The 16,122-nt window shown below is 54.9% G+C and carries 13 protein-coding genes and 1 riboswitch; of the genes, 9 read left to right on the forward strand and 4 right to left on the reverse strand.

Annotated features, from left to right (window positions below):
* Positions 1–34: 34 nt before the first annotated feature.
* Positions 35–616 (forward strand): hypothetical protein, encoded by a 582-nt coding sequence (locus FE783_RS07870; RefSeq protein ID WP_138878814.1) that lies wholly within the window; start codon positions 35–37, stop codon positions 614–616.
* 81 nt (positions 617–697) lie between these two features.
* Here FE783_RS07870 and FE783_RS07875 read toward each other — a convergent pair whose 3' ends face one another.
* Positions 698–2,152, reverse strand: a complete 1,455-nt coding sequence (locus FE783_RS07875; protein WP_138878815.1) for an esterase-like activity of phytase family protein — start codon at positions 2,150–2,152, stop codon at positions 698–700.
* Between the two features lie 211 nt (positions 2,153–2,363).
* Here FE783_RS07875 and FE783_RS07880 point away from each other — a divergent pair, with 211 nt between their 5' ends.
* The 6 genes from FE783_RS07880 to FE783_RS07905 all read left to right on the forward strand — a co-directional run bounded on the left by FE783_RS07880 (position 2,364) and on the right by FE783_RS07905 (position 10,500).
* A complete protein-coding gene (locus tag FE783_RS07880) occupies positions 2,364–4,706 on the forward strand; it encodes a helix-turn-helix domain-containing protein (protein WP_138878816.1) in 2,343 nt (780 codons plus the stop codon).
* Between the two features lie 148 nt (positions 4,707–4,854).
* Positions 4,855–5,823, forward strand: a complete 969-nt coding sequence (locus FE783_RS07885; protein WP_138878817.1) for an ABC transporter permease — start codon at positions 4,855–4,857, stop codon at positions 5,821–5,823.
* An 18-nt stretch (positions 5,824–5,841) separates the two neighbouring features.
* Complete coding sequence (locus FE783_RS07890) at positions 5,842–6,705, forward strand: carbohydrate ABC transporter permease (protein ID WP_138878818.1); 864 nt, start codon at positions 5,842–5,844, stop codon at positions 6,703–6,705.
* A 29-nt stretch (positions 6,706–6,734) separates the two neighbouring features.
* The gene (locus FE783_RS07895) at positions 6,735–8,246 is read left to right on the forward strand and encodes an extracellular solute-binding protein (RefSeq protein WP_138878819.1); all 1,512 of its coding nucleotides are present in this window, start codon (positions 6,735–6,737) and stop codon (positions 8,244–8,246) included.
* Between the two features lie 70 nt (positions 8,247–8,316).
* On the forward strand, positions 8,317–9,912 hold the full coding sequence (locus FE783_RS38190; RefSeq protein ID WP_238402935.1) for a sulfatase family protein: 1,596 nt from the start codon (positions 8,317–8,319) through the stop codon (positions 9,910–9,912).
* An 81-nt stretch (positions 9,913–9,993) separates the two neighbouring features.
* Positions 9,994–10,500 carry an S-layer homology domain-containing protein gene (locus tag FE783_RS07905; protein ID WP_158301671.1) on the forward strand — a complete coding sequence of 169 codons (507 nt, stop codon included), beginning with the start codon at positions 9,994–9,996 and terminating at the stop codon, positions 10,498–10,500.
* Positions 10,501–10,651: 151 nt separating this feature from the next.
* Here the strand turns inward: FE783_RS07905 and FE783_RS07910 are convergent, their stop codons facing one another.
* The 3 genes from FE783_RS07910 to FE783_RS07920 form a co-directional block, all read right to left on the reverse strand.
* A complete protein-coding gene (locus FE783_RS07910; protein WP_138878821.1) occupies positions 10,652–11,395 on the reverse strand; it encodes a 3D domain-containing protein in 744 nt (247 codons plus the stop codon).
* 174 nt (positions 11,396–11,569) lie between these two features.
* Positions 11,570–12,337: a sporulation protein gene (locus tag FE783_RS07915; protein ID WP_138878822.1), complete on the reverse strand. Its 768-nt coding sequence runs from the start codon at positions 12,335–12,337 to the stop codon at positions 11,570–11,572.
* Positions 12,338–12,472: 135 nt separating this feature from the next.
* Positions 12,473–14,443, reverse strand: coding sequence for a copper amine oxidase N-terminal domain-containing protein (locus FE783_RS07920; RefSeq protein ID WP_138878823.1), 1,971 nt, complete (start codon positions 14,441–14,443; stop codon positions 12,473–12,475).
* Between the two features lie 53 nt (positions 14,444–14,496).
* Positions 14,497–14,603: riboswitch (cyclic di-GMP riboswitch) on the reverse strand.
* A gap of 184 nt (positions 14,604–14,787) precedes the next feature.
* Between FE783_RS07920 and FE783_RS07925 the strand changes: the two genes are divergently transcribed.
* Together FE783_RS07925 and FE783_RS07930 are read left to right on the forward strand one after the other, a co-directional pair.
* Entirely contained in the window at positions 14,788–15,720 is a 933-nt protein-coding gene (locus FE783_RS07925) for a hypothetical protein (protein WP_138878824.1), read from the forward strand.
* On the forward strand, positions 15,713–15,988 hold the full coding sequence (locus FE783_RS07930) for a CD3324 family protein (RefSeq protein WP_138878825.1): 276 nt from the start codon (positions 15,713–15,715) through the stop codon (positions 15,986–15,988). Before FE783_RS07925 ends, FE783_RS07930 begins: the two co-directional genes overlap by 8 nt.
* The last annotated feature ends 134 nt before the right edge of the window (positions 15,989–16,122 follow it).

Raw genomic sequence — 16,122 nt, forward strand, 5'->3', positions numbered from 1 at the left:
TGCTGAAGGAACAAACGACAAGGAGAGCAGGCTAATGATCCCATCCATACGTAGAACGCGGCCCGCTGCCGTCTTCCCCGGGGCGGGCGAGCTGTCGAAGACGGCGGCGCTCATGATTCCCTTCTACCGGAAAATCGCGCGGGACGAACGCTACGCGCTGCAATGGTCCGCAGCCGTCAGAAAGGCCGACCTTACCCGAATGCTGCGACTGTTCCGGCAAACGGTACCGCTGCGCAATCCCGGGCTGTCCACGAGCGGAATCGGTTATTTCCTCGATGTGGAGTTCCCGGCTCCGCTGCAGCTGTACACGAACGGCACGTCCCAGCGTCCCGGCTCCGCGCGGTTTCAGTTCAGCACGAAAGCGCACCGCACGATCGCCCGTGCCGTCTTGCCGCTGTATCGCACCATGCGCGACAGCCGTCCGTTCACGCGGGCGCTAGCGGAAGCGATCCGACGCGGCAACCGCGCGCTGGTCGAACGGCTCGTCCGAAGCCGCGTTCATTCGCGCCATTTACATTCCGTCACGTTAATCGAATCCGGATTCGCGATGGGCTTCCGCATACCCGGCGTAAACAATACGTACTTCAACGAATTTTTCCGCGGGTTTACGGGGTAACGCCTCGAGCGGAGCAACGCAAACAACCCTGCCAAGACCGATCGGTCTTGGCAGGGTTGTTTGTTTTATCTCTTTAAAGTTTTATTTGATCGTATAGGGCAGCTTGAACGTCCACAGCTCCGTGCCGTTCTCCGGCAAATCGCTGCCTACGCCGAAATCGTTGTCGTTGACGATCGCGATCGTATTGCCTCCGATAAGCGACAAGCCTTCGATTTTCTCGTATGGGAACTTGAAAGCGACGAGATCCACGACAGTCCGTTTGGAAGGAGGCATAATGCCGTTTGCTTTCAAATCCGCGACGCTCATTTGCTCCAGCGTCTTCCCGGCGGACTGGCTGTCGTCGTATTTGCCGAGGATGTTCGTCGCTTTCGACAGGTCGATCGCAAAGATGCGTTTCAGTTGAGCCTTGTCTCCCGCATTCTTGTCGCGCTCGTCGATGAGCAGCAAGTTCTCGTTCACGGCGACCATGTCGGAGATGACGATATCCGCCTGCTTCAGCCCTTTGAAGGCATTCGCGTCTTCGGCGATATAAACGAACTCGGCAACCGGCTGAAGCGTCGCCAAATCGAACTTGATGATCCGCAATTGACGGGAATTGTCGGTATCTTTGTTCGGATTGCGCAGCGGGCTTTGCATCGCCATGAATATGTATTTGCCGTCCGGCGTGATCCCTACCGCCTCGGCGCCGCGGTTTTGACGAAGCTTGTTGTACGCGGCCGGCAGCACTTCCCGCGCCGGTACGAGCGGAGTTGTCGCCTGTGAGGCCCAACCCTTCGGTACGATCCGCTCGATCAGGGTGCCGTCGCGCTTCGCATGCACGATGGACGGACCGTATTCATCGGAAATCCAGAACGTATCGTCCTTCGGATTGTACGCGATACCTTCTATGTCCAGACCGTACGGGTCATAGGCTAGCTCTTTCTCCGCCTTGGCGTCGTAAGGCGCCTCGTCCCGCCCTTTGATGTTAGGCAGACCGGTAATGCCCGCTTTGCCGGTTACGGGATCGACCCCGTTCACCTTCAACGGGAACTGCTCCAAAATTTTGATTTGGCCGTCGGCTATTTCGATCTTGTAAATAGTCGGCGTGTAATCCGCGAGCGGGAACGTCCGGACTGTCGTTCCGTTGACATCGACTTCCCCGTTCGGGCCGCGGTCGGCGGTCGTGTAGAATACGTTGTCGGGATCGCCCGGCAAATGAGTGAGCGAGGAGCCTACGCCCATCTTGATCCCTAGTGCCAGATCAGGAGCAACCAGCTTATTTTTGCTTGTAAGCTCGGGCACGTCCGTCAGCGAGACGCCGCTGCGAAACTCGTCCCAGTCCACGTACTTGCCGGTTGCTTCGGCAAGCGCGCGAACGGGCAAATACAGACTGCCGTCAATGTTCACCGCAGGAGAGGCGGGCGAGAATGCTTGTCCGTTGCTCGTATAGTTGACCGTCTCGGCCGTAGTCCCTTTCACATCCGCCGCGGACACGACTACCGTCCCTGTCACAAGCGTTAGTGCCGTCGAAGCGGCAACGAGCCATTTCTTCTTCATCGGCTGTGCTTCCCCCTTAGGTTCATTCTCTTCTTGTCTCACCAACACGATACCAACCGATTGTTAACGCGAAATCAATAGATTGAAAAGGTTTTGTAAATGTTTCCTTATCGGCACTATTAAAGACACATTTCGGACAACCCTCCCTCATCGTGCTACAATAAGAGGAGCAGAGAGAATTAGAAACAACGGGCAAACAGGGGGAACGCAAATGAAACGAACCGTTTTTATCCGGCTGCTGATGCATTTGACGCTGGCGATGATCTTGATCACGATCGTAGCCGGCACTGTTGTATACGGTTACATGGACCGGATGCTGAAGCAGGAAGTATCCCGCTCCAACATCGAGGTGCTCGGGCAAACGCGTAAAATTGTCGAGAACGCTCTGGTAGAAGTTCAGCAGGCGGCTTCCTCCCTGGCTATAAACAAAGATATACAGCGGGCGATCGGGCTCGACTGGGACGTGAACGCGGATTACCGGCTGCTTGAGAGCATCAACGATTCGTTTCGCGATAAGGTCACTTCTTCCGCCTACATCCACTCCGTTTATTTGTACAGCAGCCGGAACGGCAAGGTCATCTCCAGCTCCGGCATGACCGACCTGGCCAGCTTCTGGCATAAGGATGCCGTCATCCCGTTCATGAACGGTGCCAAAACGTCGTCCTGGTACGAAACGAATCCGGTCGTGTATGCCGAAGGCACGAAAGACAACGTGCTCAGCTACATGATCGGCGTTCCTCTGAATGCGCTTACGAAGACCGGCGTCCTCGTCGTCAATTTGAAGGAAGATTTGCTGTACGACGCCGTCGTCAACACGAATAACCGGAAGCTCGGCAACGTGGCCATCCTGAACGCGGCTGGCAACGTGTTGTCCTACAAAGACAAGGAGCTGCTCTTTACCCGGTTCGAGGCGGCCGATGCGGATAAACTGAAGAACGGCCGGGAAGGCTATTTTTTCAAGGACGTCAACGGTACCGATACGTTCGTATCTTTCATACAATCGGATTTCAACGGCTGGCAATACGTGACGTTCAACCCGTCCCAGGAAGTGTTCAAGCAATCCCGTGCCGTGCTTGGAGTTACGCTCACCGTATCCGGACTATGCTTCGCGGTCGGAATCGCGCTGATGATTCTCGTCTCCGGCCGGTACTACCTTCCGATCAAGCGGATGGTTCAGGCGATCGCCCAGCGGGCGGAACCGGCTGCCGGAGGCTATAAGGACGAATTCAGCTTTATCCGCGGCTCGTTCGATCAGTTGTGGACGCTGAACGGCGAATTTCGCGAGAAGCTGAAAGAAACGGAAATCGTCATGCGGGAGCATTTCCTCCTCCATCTGCTGCTCGGCAAACCGGCCACGCAGGAAGAAGCGGGGCGCGACCTCGACTATTACCGGATTCCGCTTCATCCGGAACGGATTGCCGTCCTTGTCGTCCAGACGTCCGCTCCCGAAGAAGACGACGGCCCCCCGGACGCGAACCGGGGCCTGCTGCCCTACCGGATCCGCAGTATTTGCGAACAAATCATCGGCGGATACGAAGGCGGGGTTGTCGTCAATCAGGTGCAGAAGTTCGACGACGTCGTCGTGCTGAATTTTGCCGAAGGGTCAAGCAAGGAATCAGCCTCTCGCGAAGCCAAAACGATTGCCATGGCGATCCAAAGCACCATCTTGGAACAAACCGGCCTGAGAACAAAGATCGGCATCGGCGGCTACTACGAGAAAGTGGCGGATGTCTCTCTCTCCTATCATGAGGCGGTCGACGCGCTGCTGCTGGAGCGGATGTCGGGAGCCGGCACCATCGCGGCGTTTCAGGACTTGCTCGCGAATCAGGCGAACCGCAATACGTTTATCGCGTACAGAAGCCAGGCGGACAAGCTGTTCATCGAGTTGAAGGGCGGAAGCTTGGACAAATCGCTTGCTATCAAGGCAGACATTTTCGAAAGGCTCGGCGGAGACGATTCGCTCGGCTATCATTACAAGAACATGATTTTGACGTATATCGTGAACGGCATCGTGACCGTTATTTTCGAGCTGAACGGAACCGTCGAGGACGTCTTCGGCCCCGATTACAACATGTATTACGATTACGGCAAACAGTCGTCCTTATCCGGGATCAGCGCCTGGTTCGACGACATGATCGGCCGCACTTGCCGGTTCATCCAGCATAAGAGGGAACATAAGAACGCCGATTTTATGGATAAAGTAACGGCTTATATCCGCGATCGCAGCGGGGAGCCGCTCAGCGTGCAGTCTGTGGCGGAGACCGTTTATATGAACGCCAACTATTTCAGCAAGCTGTTCAAGGAAACGACCGGGAAAACGTTCGTGGAATTTTTGACGGAGGTGCGGGTTCATGATGCATGCGCCTTGCTGAGCGGAACGGATAAGACCGTAACGGATATCGCGGAGTTAAGCGGGTTCGGAACGAAGCTCAATTTGATCCGCGCTTTCAAGAAGCATCTCGGCATGACCCCGACCGATTACCGCAAAAACGGGATTATGGAACGGCTCGAAACCGGCGGGAAGCATGTATTTGATCCCAATGTGAGAAATTGATACCCGACCGAATGAGGATTTGAAACCAAAGTACGGAAACCGATTCTTTTCACACCCCCCCGCCTCCTTATATGCTGATACCCATAAAGACGGCCCGCCGCCGGCGGTCACAGTCTTTGCAAACGTATCCATTAAAGGAGGTCGAGCCATGAACCGTATCGTTCCCGGCAGCCGTCCGGATCCCCGCCATCCTCCGAAGCCGTTGAAGCCATCGGGTGTTCTCGGCGGACATTGGTGGGCGAACCGCTACTTGTACCTGATGCTGGTGCCGGCACTGCTCTATTACGGGGTATTCCATTACTACCCGATGTACGGGGCGGTCATCGCTTTCAAGCAATTCAGCTTAACGAAAGGCATATGGGGCAGCCCTTGGGCAGGCTTTCAGCATTTCCAGTACTTGTTCTCGCTGGACAAGTTCTGGGAAGTGTTCTGGAACACGATCGTCATCAGCCTGTACCGGCTCACCTTCGGTTTCCCGCTTCCGATCGCCGTAGCCCTGTTGCTCAATGAAGTGCGGCTCCGAACGTTCAAGCGGACGGTCCAGACGATTATTTATTTGCCCCACTTCATTTCCTGGGTCATTCTCGGAGGACTGCTGATCAACTTGCTGTCGACCGACGGAGGCGTGGTCAATAAGCTCATTCAGGCGTTCGGCGGCGAGCCCGTCGGGTTCTTGAGCAGCGAAGACCATTTCCGCGATACACTCGTCTGGTCGATGATCTGGAAAGAATTCGGATGGAACACGATCATTTATATGGCAGCGCTTGCAGGCGTCAACCCGCAGCTGTACGAGGCGGCAGTCATGGACGGGGCGAACCGGTGGAGGCGGACGTGGCACATTACGATCCCGTGTATCCGGGGAACGATCGTCATCCTGCTGCTGCTGCGGATCGGCTCGCTGATGGAAGCGGGCTTCGAGCAAATTTTCGTCCTATATCATCCTGTCGTCTACTCGGTCTCCGATATTATCGACACATATGTATACCGGATCGGATTGACGGAAGGGCGGTTCAGTCTGGCCGCCGCGGTCGGCTTGTTCAAATCGGTCATCAACTTCGTTCTGCTCGTCGTCGCCAATAAAATGGCCCGTTCGATGGGCGAGCAAGGCGTCTACTAGTCTGGAGGAGGAACCGGGATGAAACAAACGTTCGCAAGCCGGCTGTTCGACGTGTCGAACATCGTTCTGCTAACCTGTCTGTCCGTCATTACGCTGTATCCGTTCTGGGATTCGCTTATCGTATCCGTCATTCCGCTGCAGGAAAGCTTGGCCAGCAACATTCATCTGTTTCCGAAAACGATTACATGGGAAGCATACGCCTATATATTTAAAATGGACGAGCTGTGGTCGTCTTACGGGGTCAGCCTGTTCGTCACCGGCGTCGGCACGCTGCTCAGCATGCTGATGACCGTTCTGGCCGCCTACGCGCTGTCCAAGCCGCAGCTGAAGGGCAAGCGGACGATCATGTTCCTGATTGTGTTCACGATGATGTTCAACGGCGGCTTGATTCCGACTTATCTCGTCGTCAAGCAGCTTCACCTGCTCAATTCGGTATGGGCGCTCATCATTCCGACCGCGCTCAGCACGTACAATCTGATCATCATGCGCAATTTCTTCATGGGCCTGCCCGAAAGCTTGGAGGAATCGGCGCGCATCGACGGCTGTACCGACCTCGGCGTCTTGTTCAGAATCGTAGTGCCGTTGTCGATGCCGGCTATCGCCACGGTCGCCCTGTTCTATGCGGTAGCCCGCTGGAACGAGTTTTTTACCGCCGTCATGTACATTACGGATAAGGACAAATGGCCGCTGCAGCTGTTCCTCCGCGCCATGCTCGTGGAGAACGAAGCCAGCTTCCAGGGCGGGGGCGACAATCCGTTTCTGCTCGGCCAATCGATGAAGATGGCTTCCGTGATGATTTCGACGATACCGGTTCTGCTTATTTATCCGTTCTTCCAGAAATATTTCGTTCAGGGCGTTACGCTCGGAGCGGTTAAGGAGTAATTTCCGATCATAATACGGGAGGTCGCAATATGAACAAAACGAAAATGACGATAGCGGCGACGCTGCTGCTCGTACCGGCATTGACCGCATGCGGAAGTGACTCGGCCAAGAATGAGAGCGCGGGTGCCGAAGATGTCGGTAAACCTACCAAGCTCGTCTTCATGACGACGGGAGACGTCGCGGCCGGCAGCATCAAGCCGGACGACCGGATCATCGCCGAGATCAACAAGCGGCTCCATATCGATTTGACGCTGAAGATCGTACCGGAAGGCTCCTATGATAAAATCAACGTGGCGATGGCCACCGGAGATTTGCCCGACGTCGTGACGATCAACTATCCGTCCAACTCGCTCTCCCAATGGATTAACGACGGCATGATCGTTCCGATCAACGATTATTTGCCTTCGATGCCTACCGTCAAGAAGAAGCTGGAGAGCTTGTCCTGGACGGCGATTAACGGGAAATATTACGGCTACCCGTTCATCGAGAGGGAACGCTCCAACGTGCTCGTCTCGTACCGGGCCGATTGGCTCGATGCGCTCGGGCTGAAGCCGCCGAAAACGTTGGACGAATTTTACACGGCACTCAAGGCGGTCGCCACGCAGGACCCCGATAAGAACGGCAAAAACGATACGTACGGCTTCACGTCCGTCAAGCCCGGACCGAACGCTTTTGAATTCGTCTTCTACGCCTACGGGATGCCTTACGGAGACTGGGCGCTCGACGATAAAGGCAATGTCATTCCGAAGTTCGAACACCCCTCGTTCAAGCAAGGAATGGCTTATATCAAGAAGCTGTGGGACGAGAAGCTGATCGAGCCGGAATATATGTTGAACGATACGCAGATGAAGGAGCAGAAGTTTTATCAAGGCAAGGTCGGCATGATGGATGCGAGCATGTACCGCCATGTGAACCGGATCGAGTCGAGTCTGCAGAAGGTTAACCCGCAAGGCAAGCTCGGCTACATGGGCCCTCCGGCCGGACCGAACGGCAAGGCGGGCATGGTCGCGACTCCGAAGAACGGCTTGTTCACGGCGGTGACGAAGGGCGCGAAGAACCCGGAGAAAGCGGCGAAGTTCATCGAGTTCATGCTGTCGAAGGAAGGCCGCGACCTGCTCGAGCTCGGAATCGAGAACGTCCACTATACGAAGCAAGGGGACAAAATCACCTATAACGAAGCGGAACGAGCCAAGGACAGCTTCGCCTCCGGCGGATGGGCCCACGCGCTCGCATGGGGCAGCGTCGCATGGCCGCTCACGAACAATTACTTGCCGCAAACCGAGCCGCAGGCGGACCGCGCGAAGGAATCGGTCGAGATCGCCTCGAAGTATATGGTGCCGAACCTCGTCAACGTCACGACGAACGCCGAGACCGAATTCGGCGGAGTCGTCAAGGAGCTGTACAATCAGACGTTCATGAACATCTTGACCGGCAAAACGGATATCGACGCTGGGATCGCCGAGCTGTCCAAGAAGTGGCGCGATCAAGGCGGCAACAAAATATTGGACGAAGTAAACAAAGCTTATAAGGAAAAGAAATAACTGCTCGGCAAAAGGAAATCGGCAAAGGCTCTCCGCGATAGGGGGGCCTTGACCGGCTGGAGGGAAACGAATGGAACAACGCGGGCAACGACCGAATATCGTTTTTATTTTATCCGATGATCAAGGCGCCTGGGCGATGGGCAATGCCGGCAATCGCGAGATCATCACCCCCAATCTGGACCGGCTGGCAGAGACGGGCATCCGGTTCGACAATTTCTTCTGCGCCTCTCCCGTATGCTCGCCGGCCCGCGCCTCGCTCATGACCGGCAAAATTCCGTCCCAGCACGGCGTGCACGACTGGATCCGGGAAGGCAACGTGGGCGAACGCGCCGTCCCTTATTTGCAGGGCCATCGGACCTATGTCGAGGAATTGGCCGAGAACGGGTACGTGTGCGGCCTAAGCGGGAAATGGCATTTGGGCGACAACCAGAAAGCCGCGCCCGGCTTCTCCTTCTGGTACGCCCACCAGACCGGGGGAAGCCCTTACTACAACGCCCCGATGGTCCGGGACGGCCAGTTGTACAACGAGCCCGGCTACGTGACCGACGTCATTACAGACGAAGCGCTCCGCTTCCTCGACGCGCAGAACGGCGGACAGCCTTTTTATTTGAGCGTCCATTATACCGCCCCGCACAGCCCGTGGATCGGCAACCACCCGGAGGAAATCGTCCGGATGTATGACGATTGCCCGTTCGAGTCGTGCCCTCAGGAGCCTAAGCATCCGTGGTCGATCCCGAACCCGCCGTGGGGCGAAGACTGGAAAGCGAACCTGAAAGGCTATTACGCTGCCGTGACGGCCATGGACCTGCAAATCGGACGGATCCTGGACAAGCTGGAGCAAATGGGAGAGCGCAACAATACCCTCGTCGTCTTCATGAGCGACAACGGCTTCAGCTGCGGGCAGCACGGCTTCTGGGGCAAAGGAAACGGTACGTTTCCGCAAAACATGTACGACAGCTCCGTCAAAGTCCCGGCAATATTCAGCCACCCAGGGCATATTCCGGAAGGCGTCGTCAGCGATGCGCTGCTGAGCGCCTACGACTTCATGCCGACGATACTCGAGTACGCCGGGATCGGCAGACGGAGCGGATCTGCAGTGGCAGCGGCGGGTGATTCTTCGGAGGGAAGCTCCGCTTCAGCGGCAGGCGTACTGACCGGTGCGGGAACAGGTGCGAGAGCAGATACGACGGCGAATACGGAAACTGATGGGGCAGCTGGCACAAAGGCAAGTACGGCTGCAGGAATCCCTGACGGCATGCCGCCGCAATACCGGTCACTGCCGGGACGCAGCTTCTCTCCGCTGCTGACCGGACAGCCGCACGAGGTGCGAGACGATGTAGTCGTCTATGACGAGTACGGGCCGGTGCGGATGGTCCGCTCGAAGACGCGGAAGTACATTCACCGCTACCCGTACGGCCCGCATGAGCTGTACGATCTTGCCGCCGATCCGGTCGAGAAGCGCAATTTGGCGTACGAGTCCTCCTATGCCGAAACGTTGACGGCCATGAAAGCGAAGCTGGACGATTGGTTCGTCCGTTACGCCGATCCGGCCGTAGACGGTACCCGAGAGCCCGTTACCGGCGCCGGTCAGCTCGGCTTGGCCGGTGTGAGGAGCCAAGGAGCCGTCTCGTTCGCGCAGTTGAACCGCGGATTTGCGAAGCCGTAGTGAGCAAGGAGTCGGTCCGATCGTTTGAATGCGGTCGGGCCGGCTCCTTGTTCTTTTTTAGTTTGAGAAATAACAGTCTTTTTGGCCATAGCACGAATTGTAAACAGCGTAGATGAAACATCCTTCAAACCGGATTCCAACATGACGAGGGCACAATTCGTAACGTTGCTCTCCCGGGCCTTGCAATTGCAAAGCAGCGGTACCGTCGGCACATTCAGCGACGTCTCCGCTGACGCCTGGTACAACAAAGCGGTATATGCCGCCCGCGAAGCGAATATCGTGAGCGGTGTAAGCGAGAAGGAGTTCGCTCCTGACGCCTTCATTACCCGCGAACAAATGGCTGTCATGATGGTGAACGCCTACTTGTTCGCGACAGGCAAGAAGTTGTCCGATCTCGTCATCACGCAGGAAGTGAAGTACTCAGACGAAGGCAGCATTAGCGACTGGGCCAGAACCTACGTCCGTGCGTCTTCCGGACTCGGACTCGTGAACGGAACCGATGCGGGGAATTTCGCCCCGGCCGACAACAGTACAAGAGCCCAAGCGGCCGTAGTGCTTCATCTCATGCTGGCCAAACTGAACAAGTAATCGTTCGAAGCGGTGGCGCCTTCTGTGCCATCGACAAAAAGACGCTTTCATCTCCACTTCTAAAGTGGTTTTGAAGGCGTCTTTTTCACCTGGTTTGGATTGCCTTATTGCTCATGCTGACCGCGTCCGATCAGCGTCGCATACACGGAGACTACACGCTGCTCTCCTCGAGCACGAACACCTTCACGTTTTTCTTCACACCGAACTCCACCGCTTCATTCAAATTGTTCATATATACGTCAATGCGCGCCCCGCGGATCGCGGAACCGGTGTCCTCGGCTTTGCGTATGCCGATGCCTTCGATCAATACAGTGGAGCCTAGCGGGATAATGGATGGGTCTACCGCGACCGTCCGGCCTTCCTCCGCCTTGCTGCCGCTGCGCGTTATTCCGTAGGCAGGATGAGCGGGAGTTTTGCCCGTGGACTCCTTGCCGGCCGTGTAGGCGGTCAAGGTGGAGCTCAGCACGCGCTGCACGACCGGCCTTTCGCTGCCGCCGTTCCAGCCGGTTTCGAGCTGTGGAATATCGATCCGTTGTCCGACGCTCAGCCGGTTCGGGTTATCGAGCGAGTTCGCTGCGAGCAGCTCGTCTACTGTAATGCCGAAAGCACGGGATATTTTATACAGCGTATCGCCTGAGTTTACTTGGTATTGCAGTATGCTGATTCCCGGCAGAGCGTTATCCATCCCGGTCGCCTGCGCATCGGCTCCGGCTTTCGCTTCCGCTTCCCGCTCCGCGGAGGTGCGGTACACCCAAGCTTCACCCGCGTACGTCCAGTTGTCGGCTATCGCCAACTCCTCTTCCTGGCTGTTGTACGCCGAAGCTTTCGGACCGGCCCCGGTCATTACCGTTATGGCTGCAACGATGGCCATGCACCATTTCATCCTGTTTTGCATTCTAGCAACATCCTCCTCGTTTCGTCGAAGTGATAGATTTGGATGTTACTAGAGTTGCCCGCAAGCGGCGGTTTTATACGTTAGGCTTTCGTAAGCGGCCTTCGCGCCATCAGGCGCACCAAAAAAGCGGCCCCGCCCCAATGGCGAAACCGCTCGTCGTATGCCGTCCCAGGATTACAGGTTGTCTTCGATCGTTTCCCGGAGGAAATCGGTCAGATGGTCCATATCCTCGATATCTTCGTAAGTCAGCGTAAACCGCGCATACCGTTCATCCAGATCGAACTGCTCCTCCAGCAGACCGAGCAGCCCTCTCGCCCGGCGGTCGATCTCCATGTAGAACTCCACCTCGTCTTCATGGACTACATAGAACAGCTCCAGCTCCTCCAGATTGGACCGATACTGCGGCTTCATCTCGAACTCCTGCACGAACGGAAACTCCAAACCGAGGCGCGGCACGTGCATAAGCGACACTTCCGTCGCTCGCAGTCCGAGACGGCTTAGTGACTCAAACACGGCGCCCACGATCGGATGAGGCTGGATGTGAATGAAGTCTTTGTCCCTTTGGTCGATCGCCTTCTCGACGTCGAGCTCGGTAACGACCCATATTTTCGAAGTGCCGATCGTAATCGGCGTCGACAGCGGAATCGGGAAGCTGAATCCGAACTGCCGCTCCTCGCCGGGCTCGATCGTGAAATGCTCGTCCAGATGGAACCGCGCGATTATACCGCTTTCTTCGACGATTTGCCCTTCCTTCTCCCGGAAATAGTTGGAGTACAGGCAGAAGTGAATTCTCGTAATCTCTTGGGCAAGCTTGCCACCGGTTACATAAACCGTTCCGTGAAGCTCGTCTCCGACCCGAACCCCGTCGGCATTATCCAGAACCGCGTTCACTTTAACGCCGCCGATGCCTACACTGGCCATCATTTTCTTGAAAAACGACATGGACGAACCGCTCCTCTACACATTGGGATAGACTTTAGACCCATATTCTATGGTAAGGGCAATGGGTAAAGTTGGCAACCGTTTTCTAAGTATCCAATTCCGCTATGTACTTCAACACCGTCTCGATGGTCTAATTTAAAATATCGACTTACCTTGAAACAAATCCGAATCCTCGATTTTCCATATCCCTTCCGGCGTCAGCTTAAGCACATACCTCCAGGTGCCGACTTTGTCGAGGATTTGTTTGAAATCAAAGCTCCGGTTCCTCTGCACAGTCTCCACCACATAGTAGTCCGGACCGTCGGAACGAGCGGTCATCGAAACGATATCGCTTCTCCACTGCTTTCGTACGAAAGCTGGAACGAGCGACGGCACCCGCTCGAACAAGTTCAACTCCGAATCGGTCAAGTCGGCTCTCGCTTTATGATCGTCGCCCTGCTCCACATGCTTGAGAAACCGGACGACCGCCTGTCGGGCCAGTTGTTCCGGACTGCCGATCCGCACCTCCCGGTTTACGGCGTCCCACTCCACCTGAAGGCCAAGCGCTTCGCCAACGAAACGGGCCGGTACAAATACAGTTCCATCAATCAACTGGGAAGCGATCGGCAAAGGCAAAGCTTGCCCGTTGACAACTCCGTCGGGCTGGCCGACCTGTACACGAATATTCGTACTTGGCTTCGCCCCGACTACCGTCTGAGTCGCATCGTCCCGTTGTACGTCGAAACCAAGCCGTTCCAAGACCGGTCCGAACGGAACGAACGCCTCCCCGTCCTGCAGGAAAGGCCGGTCTTCGAGTGAACTGGGCTTGCCCTCTATCGTAACGGCGATCCCGCTTTTCGCTATCCGAAACATGCCGATGTTTTCCGTCGTCCCCAGCACACCCCCGTCGGGGGTCAAGCTAAGTTGCACTGTCGTCCTATCCGGGTTATTGCGAATCAGACGGAAGATCTCATTCCCCTCCGAATCCACCCCGTATACATTCCCGCCGTTGTCCGAGAAGAACACGTCTCCGTCCCGGTTGACGATCACGTTGCTCGGGTGGCCGTATTGGGCCTCGGGCGTATAGTAGGTCCACCGCACATTGCCGTCGAGATCCTTCGCAACCAGATTGTTCTCTTCCTCGGTAGTCGAATAGCTGCCTTGGGCCCACTTCACATCGTATTGCGTCCAGTAAGGCGGTTTCGGCCTGTTGTTGTGAACGGCGATCATTTGTTCAGCGGTCAGCCGCTCCTCTCCCCACCAATAGAAGCCGTCCTCCCCTTGCGTGACCACCAGAAAATTCCTTTCCCCGGTCTGCAAACTCGTTTTGCGCGCTCTCTGAACGTCTACGATAGTGCCACTGGCGTTAATCAGTCGGTATACGCCATCCGATGTAAATAGAGCGATAGCGCCATCTTCCCCGCGCTCCAAGGCGTCCACGTTCGTATACCATTGCTTGCCTTCATCCTGCGATAGCCGGACATTGTCGGTAATCGTCCACAGCTTCCGACCGTTCGTGTCATAGCAGACGAGACCTTCCTCTGATTGAAAGACGAGCCGTCCGCCTGCCGTAAGCAGATTTGCGCCCCCCACGTTAGGGTTAAACAGCCATTGATCCAGCAGCTTATTGCCTTCCTTGTCGTATACAATTACCCGATTCGTCGTAGTAGGTTTGACGCGACTGCCGGTGACGTTGATGGTGGTGATTTCAGGGTTGAGTACAAGCAGCAGATTCCCGTTTTCCGTCCTGTTCAAGGATACGATCTTCTGCGGGAATGGCTCCGACATCCATAGGTGTTCGTGTTCCGACGTTACGGCGTGGACGATATTGCTGTAATCGTAGTAATAGAAAGTACCGTTCCCGTCGCTAATGAGTTTCTTATAACCGTTTCCTTTGTTGATCCATTTCCACTCGTATTCGCCTTTCGTGCGGAATATCGGCTGGTTGTTCACAGGCCGATCCGCATTTTTGTTCCGAAACAACGACATCGGCAAAGGCTGATCATACTCCGCCCCAATCTCCGACCCTGCGCCAAGCGCATGCCCTTCTACAGCTCCCGTCAACAAAAGCACGGCCGCCAACCCCGCCGCTCCGCACGCTCGAATGATGCCTAGACTTACTTTCACAGCGCATCCCCCAATTTTAGTTCGAATATTTGAACGCAAAAAAGCCGATCGTTCCCAGCAACCCGGCTATCGTACCGGCTTTTACCCGAATCGGGAAAAGCGAGGCTGTAGACCCGTGGCTTTGCGTCCCTGCCTTTCGACAGGTTTGCCTTTTTTAGTTCCAATCAGCTGCATAAATTAGGATATAGTTCCTAATCCGTAACACATTTCGACAAGAGAGGCCTTTTTCCTCCTTTATAAACATAAGCTCACTTGTTCGATTATTTTTATAAAAAAATACAAGATTTCCCTAGTTCTGTATCCCGCATAATAAAATCATCCTAGACCAAAAGGAGAGGATTGGATTGGAATTTCAGCCGCGGTATTCGATTAGGGAGCTTAGAGAAGGGGATAACTTTGAACGTGTATGTAATCTGATGGCAAACAGGCCAATTCAGGCTTTTCCCATCCGTAACCCGGACCGAGTTCGAAGCTTGTTTTTTCCAAACGGGCAGGAAACGAGGCTGAACCTTAAAGGATTTGTCGCGGAAGCGGAATCTAAGATTATCGCTTTCCTGAGCGTTGAATTTCGTGGTACAGATGGGCACATTATGTACTTCATCAAAGACGAGGATTCCCAGCCAATCCTGTCCGAGTTAGTGGAAAGATGTGCGAAGTCCGTGATCGAAAACGGGGGGAAACGGCTGACATACTTTGTCTTCACGGAATTCGGTCAAATTTATAACCAAGAAATTGCTTCGCTGGATCGTCTAGGTTTTCGCAACATCGATCCGTATTTGCGCGTTTCCGCTCAACTTCTATTGAACGAATGGAACCCCCCTGAGCTTCTGGACACCGAATCGATTCAAACGGAATCGCTGAGCCTGGATGATATACATCGGATGCTGCTAGACGATGGTAGCGTAACTAATGCGTATATATTTAAATTCCAGTTTCGAACGGTCAAGCCCAGTAACGTGGTGCTGACGATGAGAAACACAGAAAACGAGATTACCTCTGTCGCTTATTACAAAGTCATAGAGAAACCGAACGGCCAGCTTTTGGGAGCCGCCTTTAACGTCCATTTTAGACCCAAATTCGAACTCCCTCGCGCGGAAAAGCGGCGATTCCTGCAAGGAGCGTTATGGTCGATGAAGCAGCTGGATTTGCACGCCGTTAACTCGCTCATGTCTTTGAAGGAAGTCGATACGTTTACGCTCATGGTTCGGGAAGGCTTCGACCAAATCAACAGTCACTTCTTCGGGCTGGCTAAAATGCTCGAAACGGGACATGAGTAAATACAAAAACGCACGCGACGTGCTGCCCGAAAGCTTGATTCGAGAAATTCAGAAATATGTGCGAGGCGAGCATTTGTATATCCCTCAAACCGAAAGGACCGGGTGGGGAAAAAAGAGCGGCTCGCGTGCCGAAATCGAACATAGAAACAACGAAATTTACCGTCAATATATGGACGGCATACGCGTAGCGGAGCTGGCGGAAATGTATTATTTGAGCGAGGAGCGAATAAGAGGAATCTTGTACGAACAGCATACCGAATTATCGTAGATCAAAAGACGGGAGCTGCCGGATAACTCGGCAAATCCTCTTTTCGTTTGCTGAAGTAACAGTAGTTGCGCAACCTTCCAGTTATTGGGGAGTAAAATGAATAAAACGGAGACCTTAGCGCTGTCATCCTGCGA

It is taken from the genome of Paenibacillus mesophilus (genome assembly GCF_005938385.1).
Lineage (GTDB): Bacteria > Bacillota > Bacilli > Paenibacillales > NBRC-103111 > Paenibacillus_AB > Paenibacillus_AB mesophilus.

Excerpts from the sequence above, each read along its gene's own strand:
- FE783_RS07870 (WP_138878814.1), top strand. The coding sequence starts at position 35 with ATGATCCCATCCATACGTAGAACGCGGCCCGCTGCCGTCTTCCCCGGG.
- FE783_RS38190 (WP_238402935.1), top strand. The coding sequence starts at position 8,317 with ATGGAACAACGCGGGCAACGACCGAATATCGTTTTTATTTTATCCGAT.
- FE783_RS07910 (WP_138878821.1), bottom strand. The coding sequence starts at position 11,395 with ATGCAAAACAGGATGAAATGGTGCATGGCCATCGTTGCAGCCATAACG.
- FE783_RS07880 (WP_138878816.1), top strand. The coding sequence starts at position 2,364 with ATGAAACGAACCGTTTTTATCCGGCTGCTGATGCATTTGACGCTGGCG.
- FE783_RS07930 (WP_138878825.1), top strand. The coding sequence starts at position 15,713 with ATGAGTAAATACAAAAACGCACGCGACGTGCTGCCCGAAAGCTTGATT.
- FE783_RS07895 (WP_138878819.1), top strand. The coding sequence starts at position 6,735 with ATGAACAAAACGAAAATGACGATAGCGGCGACGCTGCTGCTCGTACCG.
- FE783_RS07885 (WP_138878817.1), top strand. The coding sequence starts at position 4,855 with ATGAACCGTATCGTTCCCGGCAGCCGTCCGGATCCCCGCCATCCTCCG.
- FE783_RS07915 (WP_138878822.1), bottom strand. The coding sequence starts at position 12,337 with ATGTCGTTTTTCAAGAAAATGATGGCCAGTGTAGGCATCGGCGGCGTT.
- FE783_RS07875 (WP_138878815.1), bottom strand. The coding sequence starts at position 2,152 with ATGAAGAAGAAATGGCTCGTTGCCGCTTCGACGGCACTAACGCTTGTG.
- FE783_RS07890 (WP_138878818.1), top strand. The coding sequence starts at position 5,842 with ATGAAACAAACGTTCGCAAGCCGGCTGTTCGACGTGTCGAACATCGTT.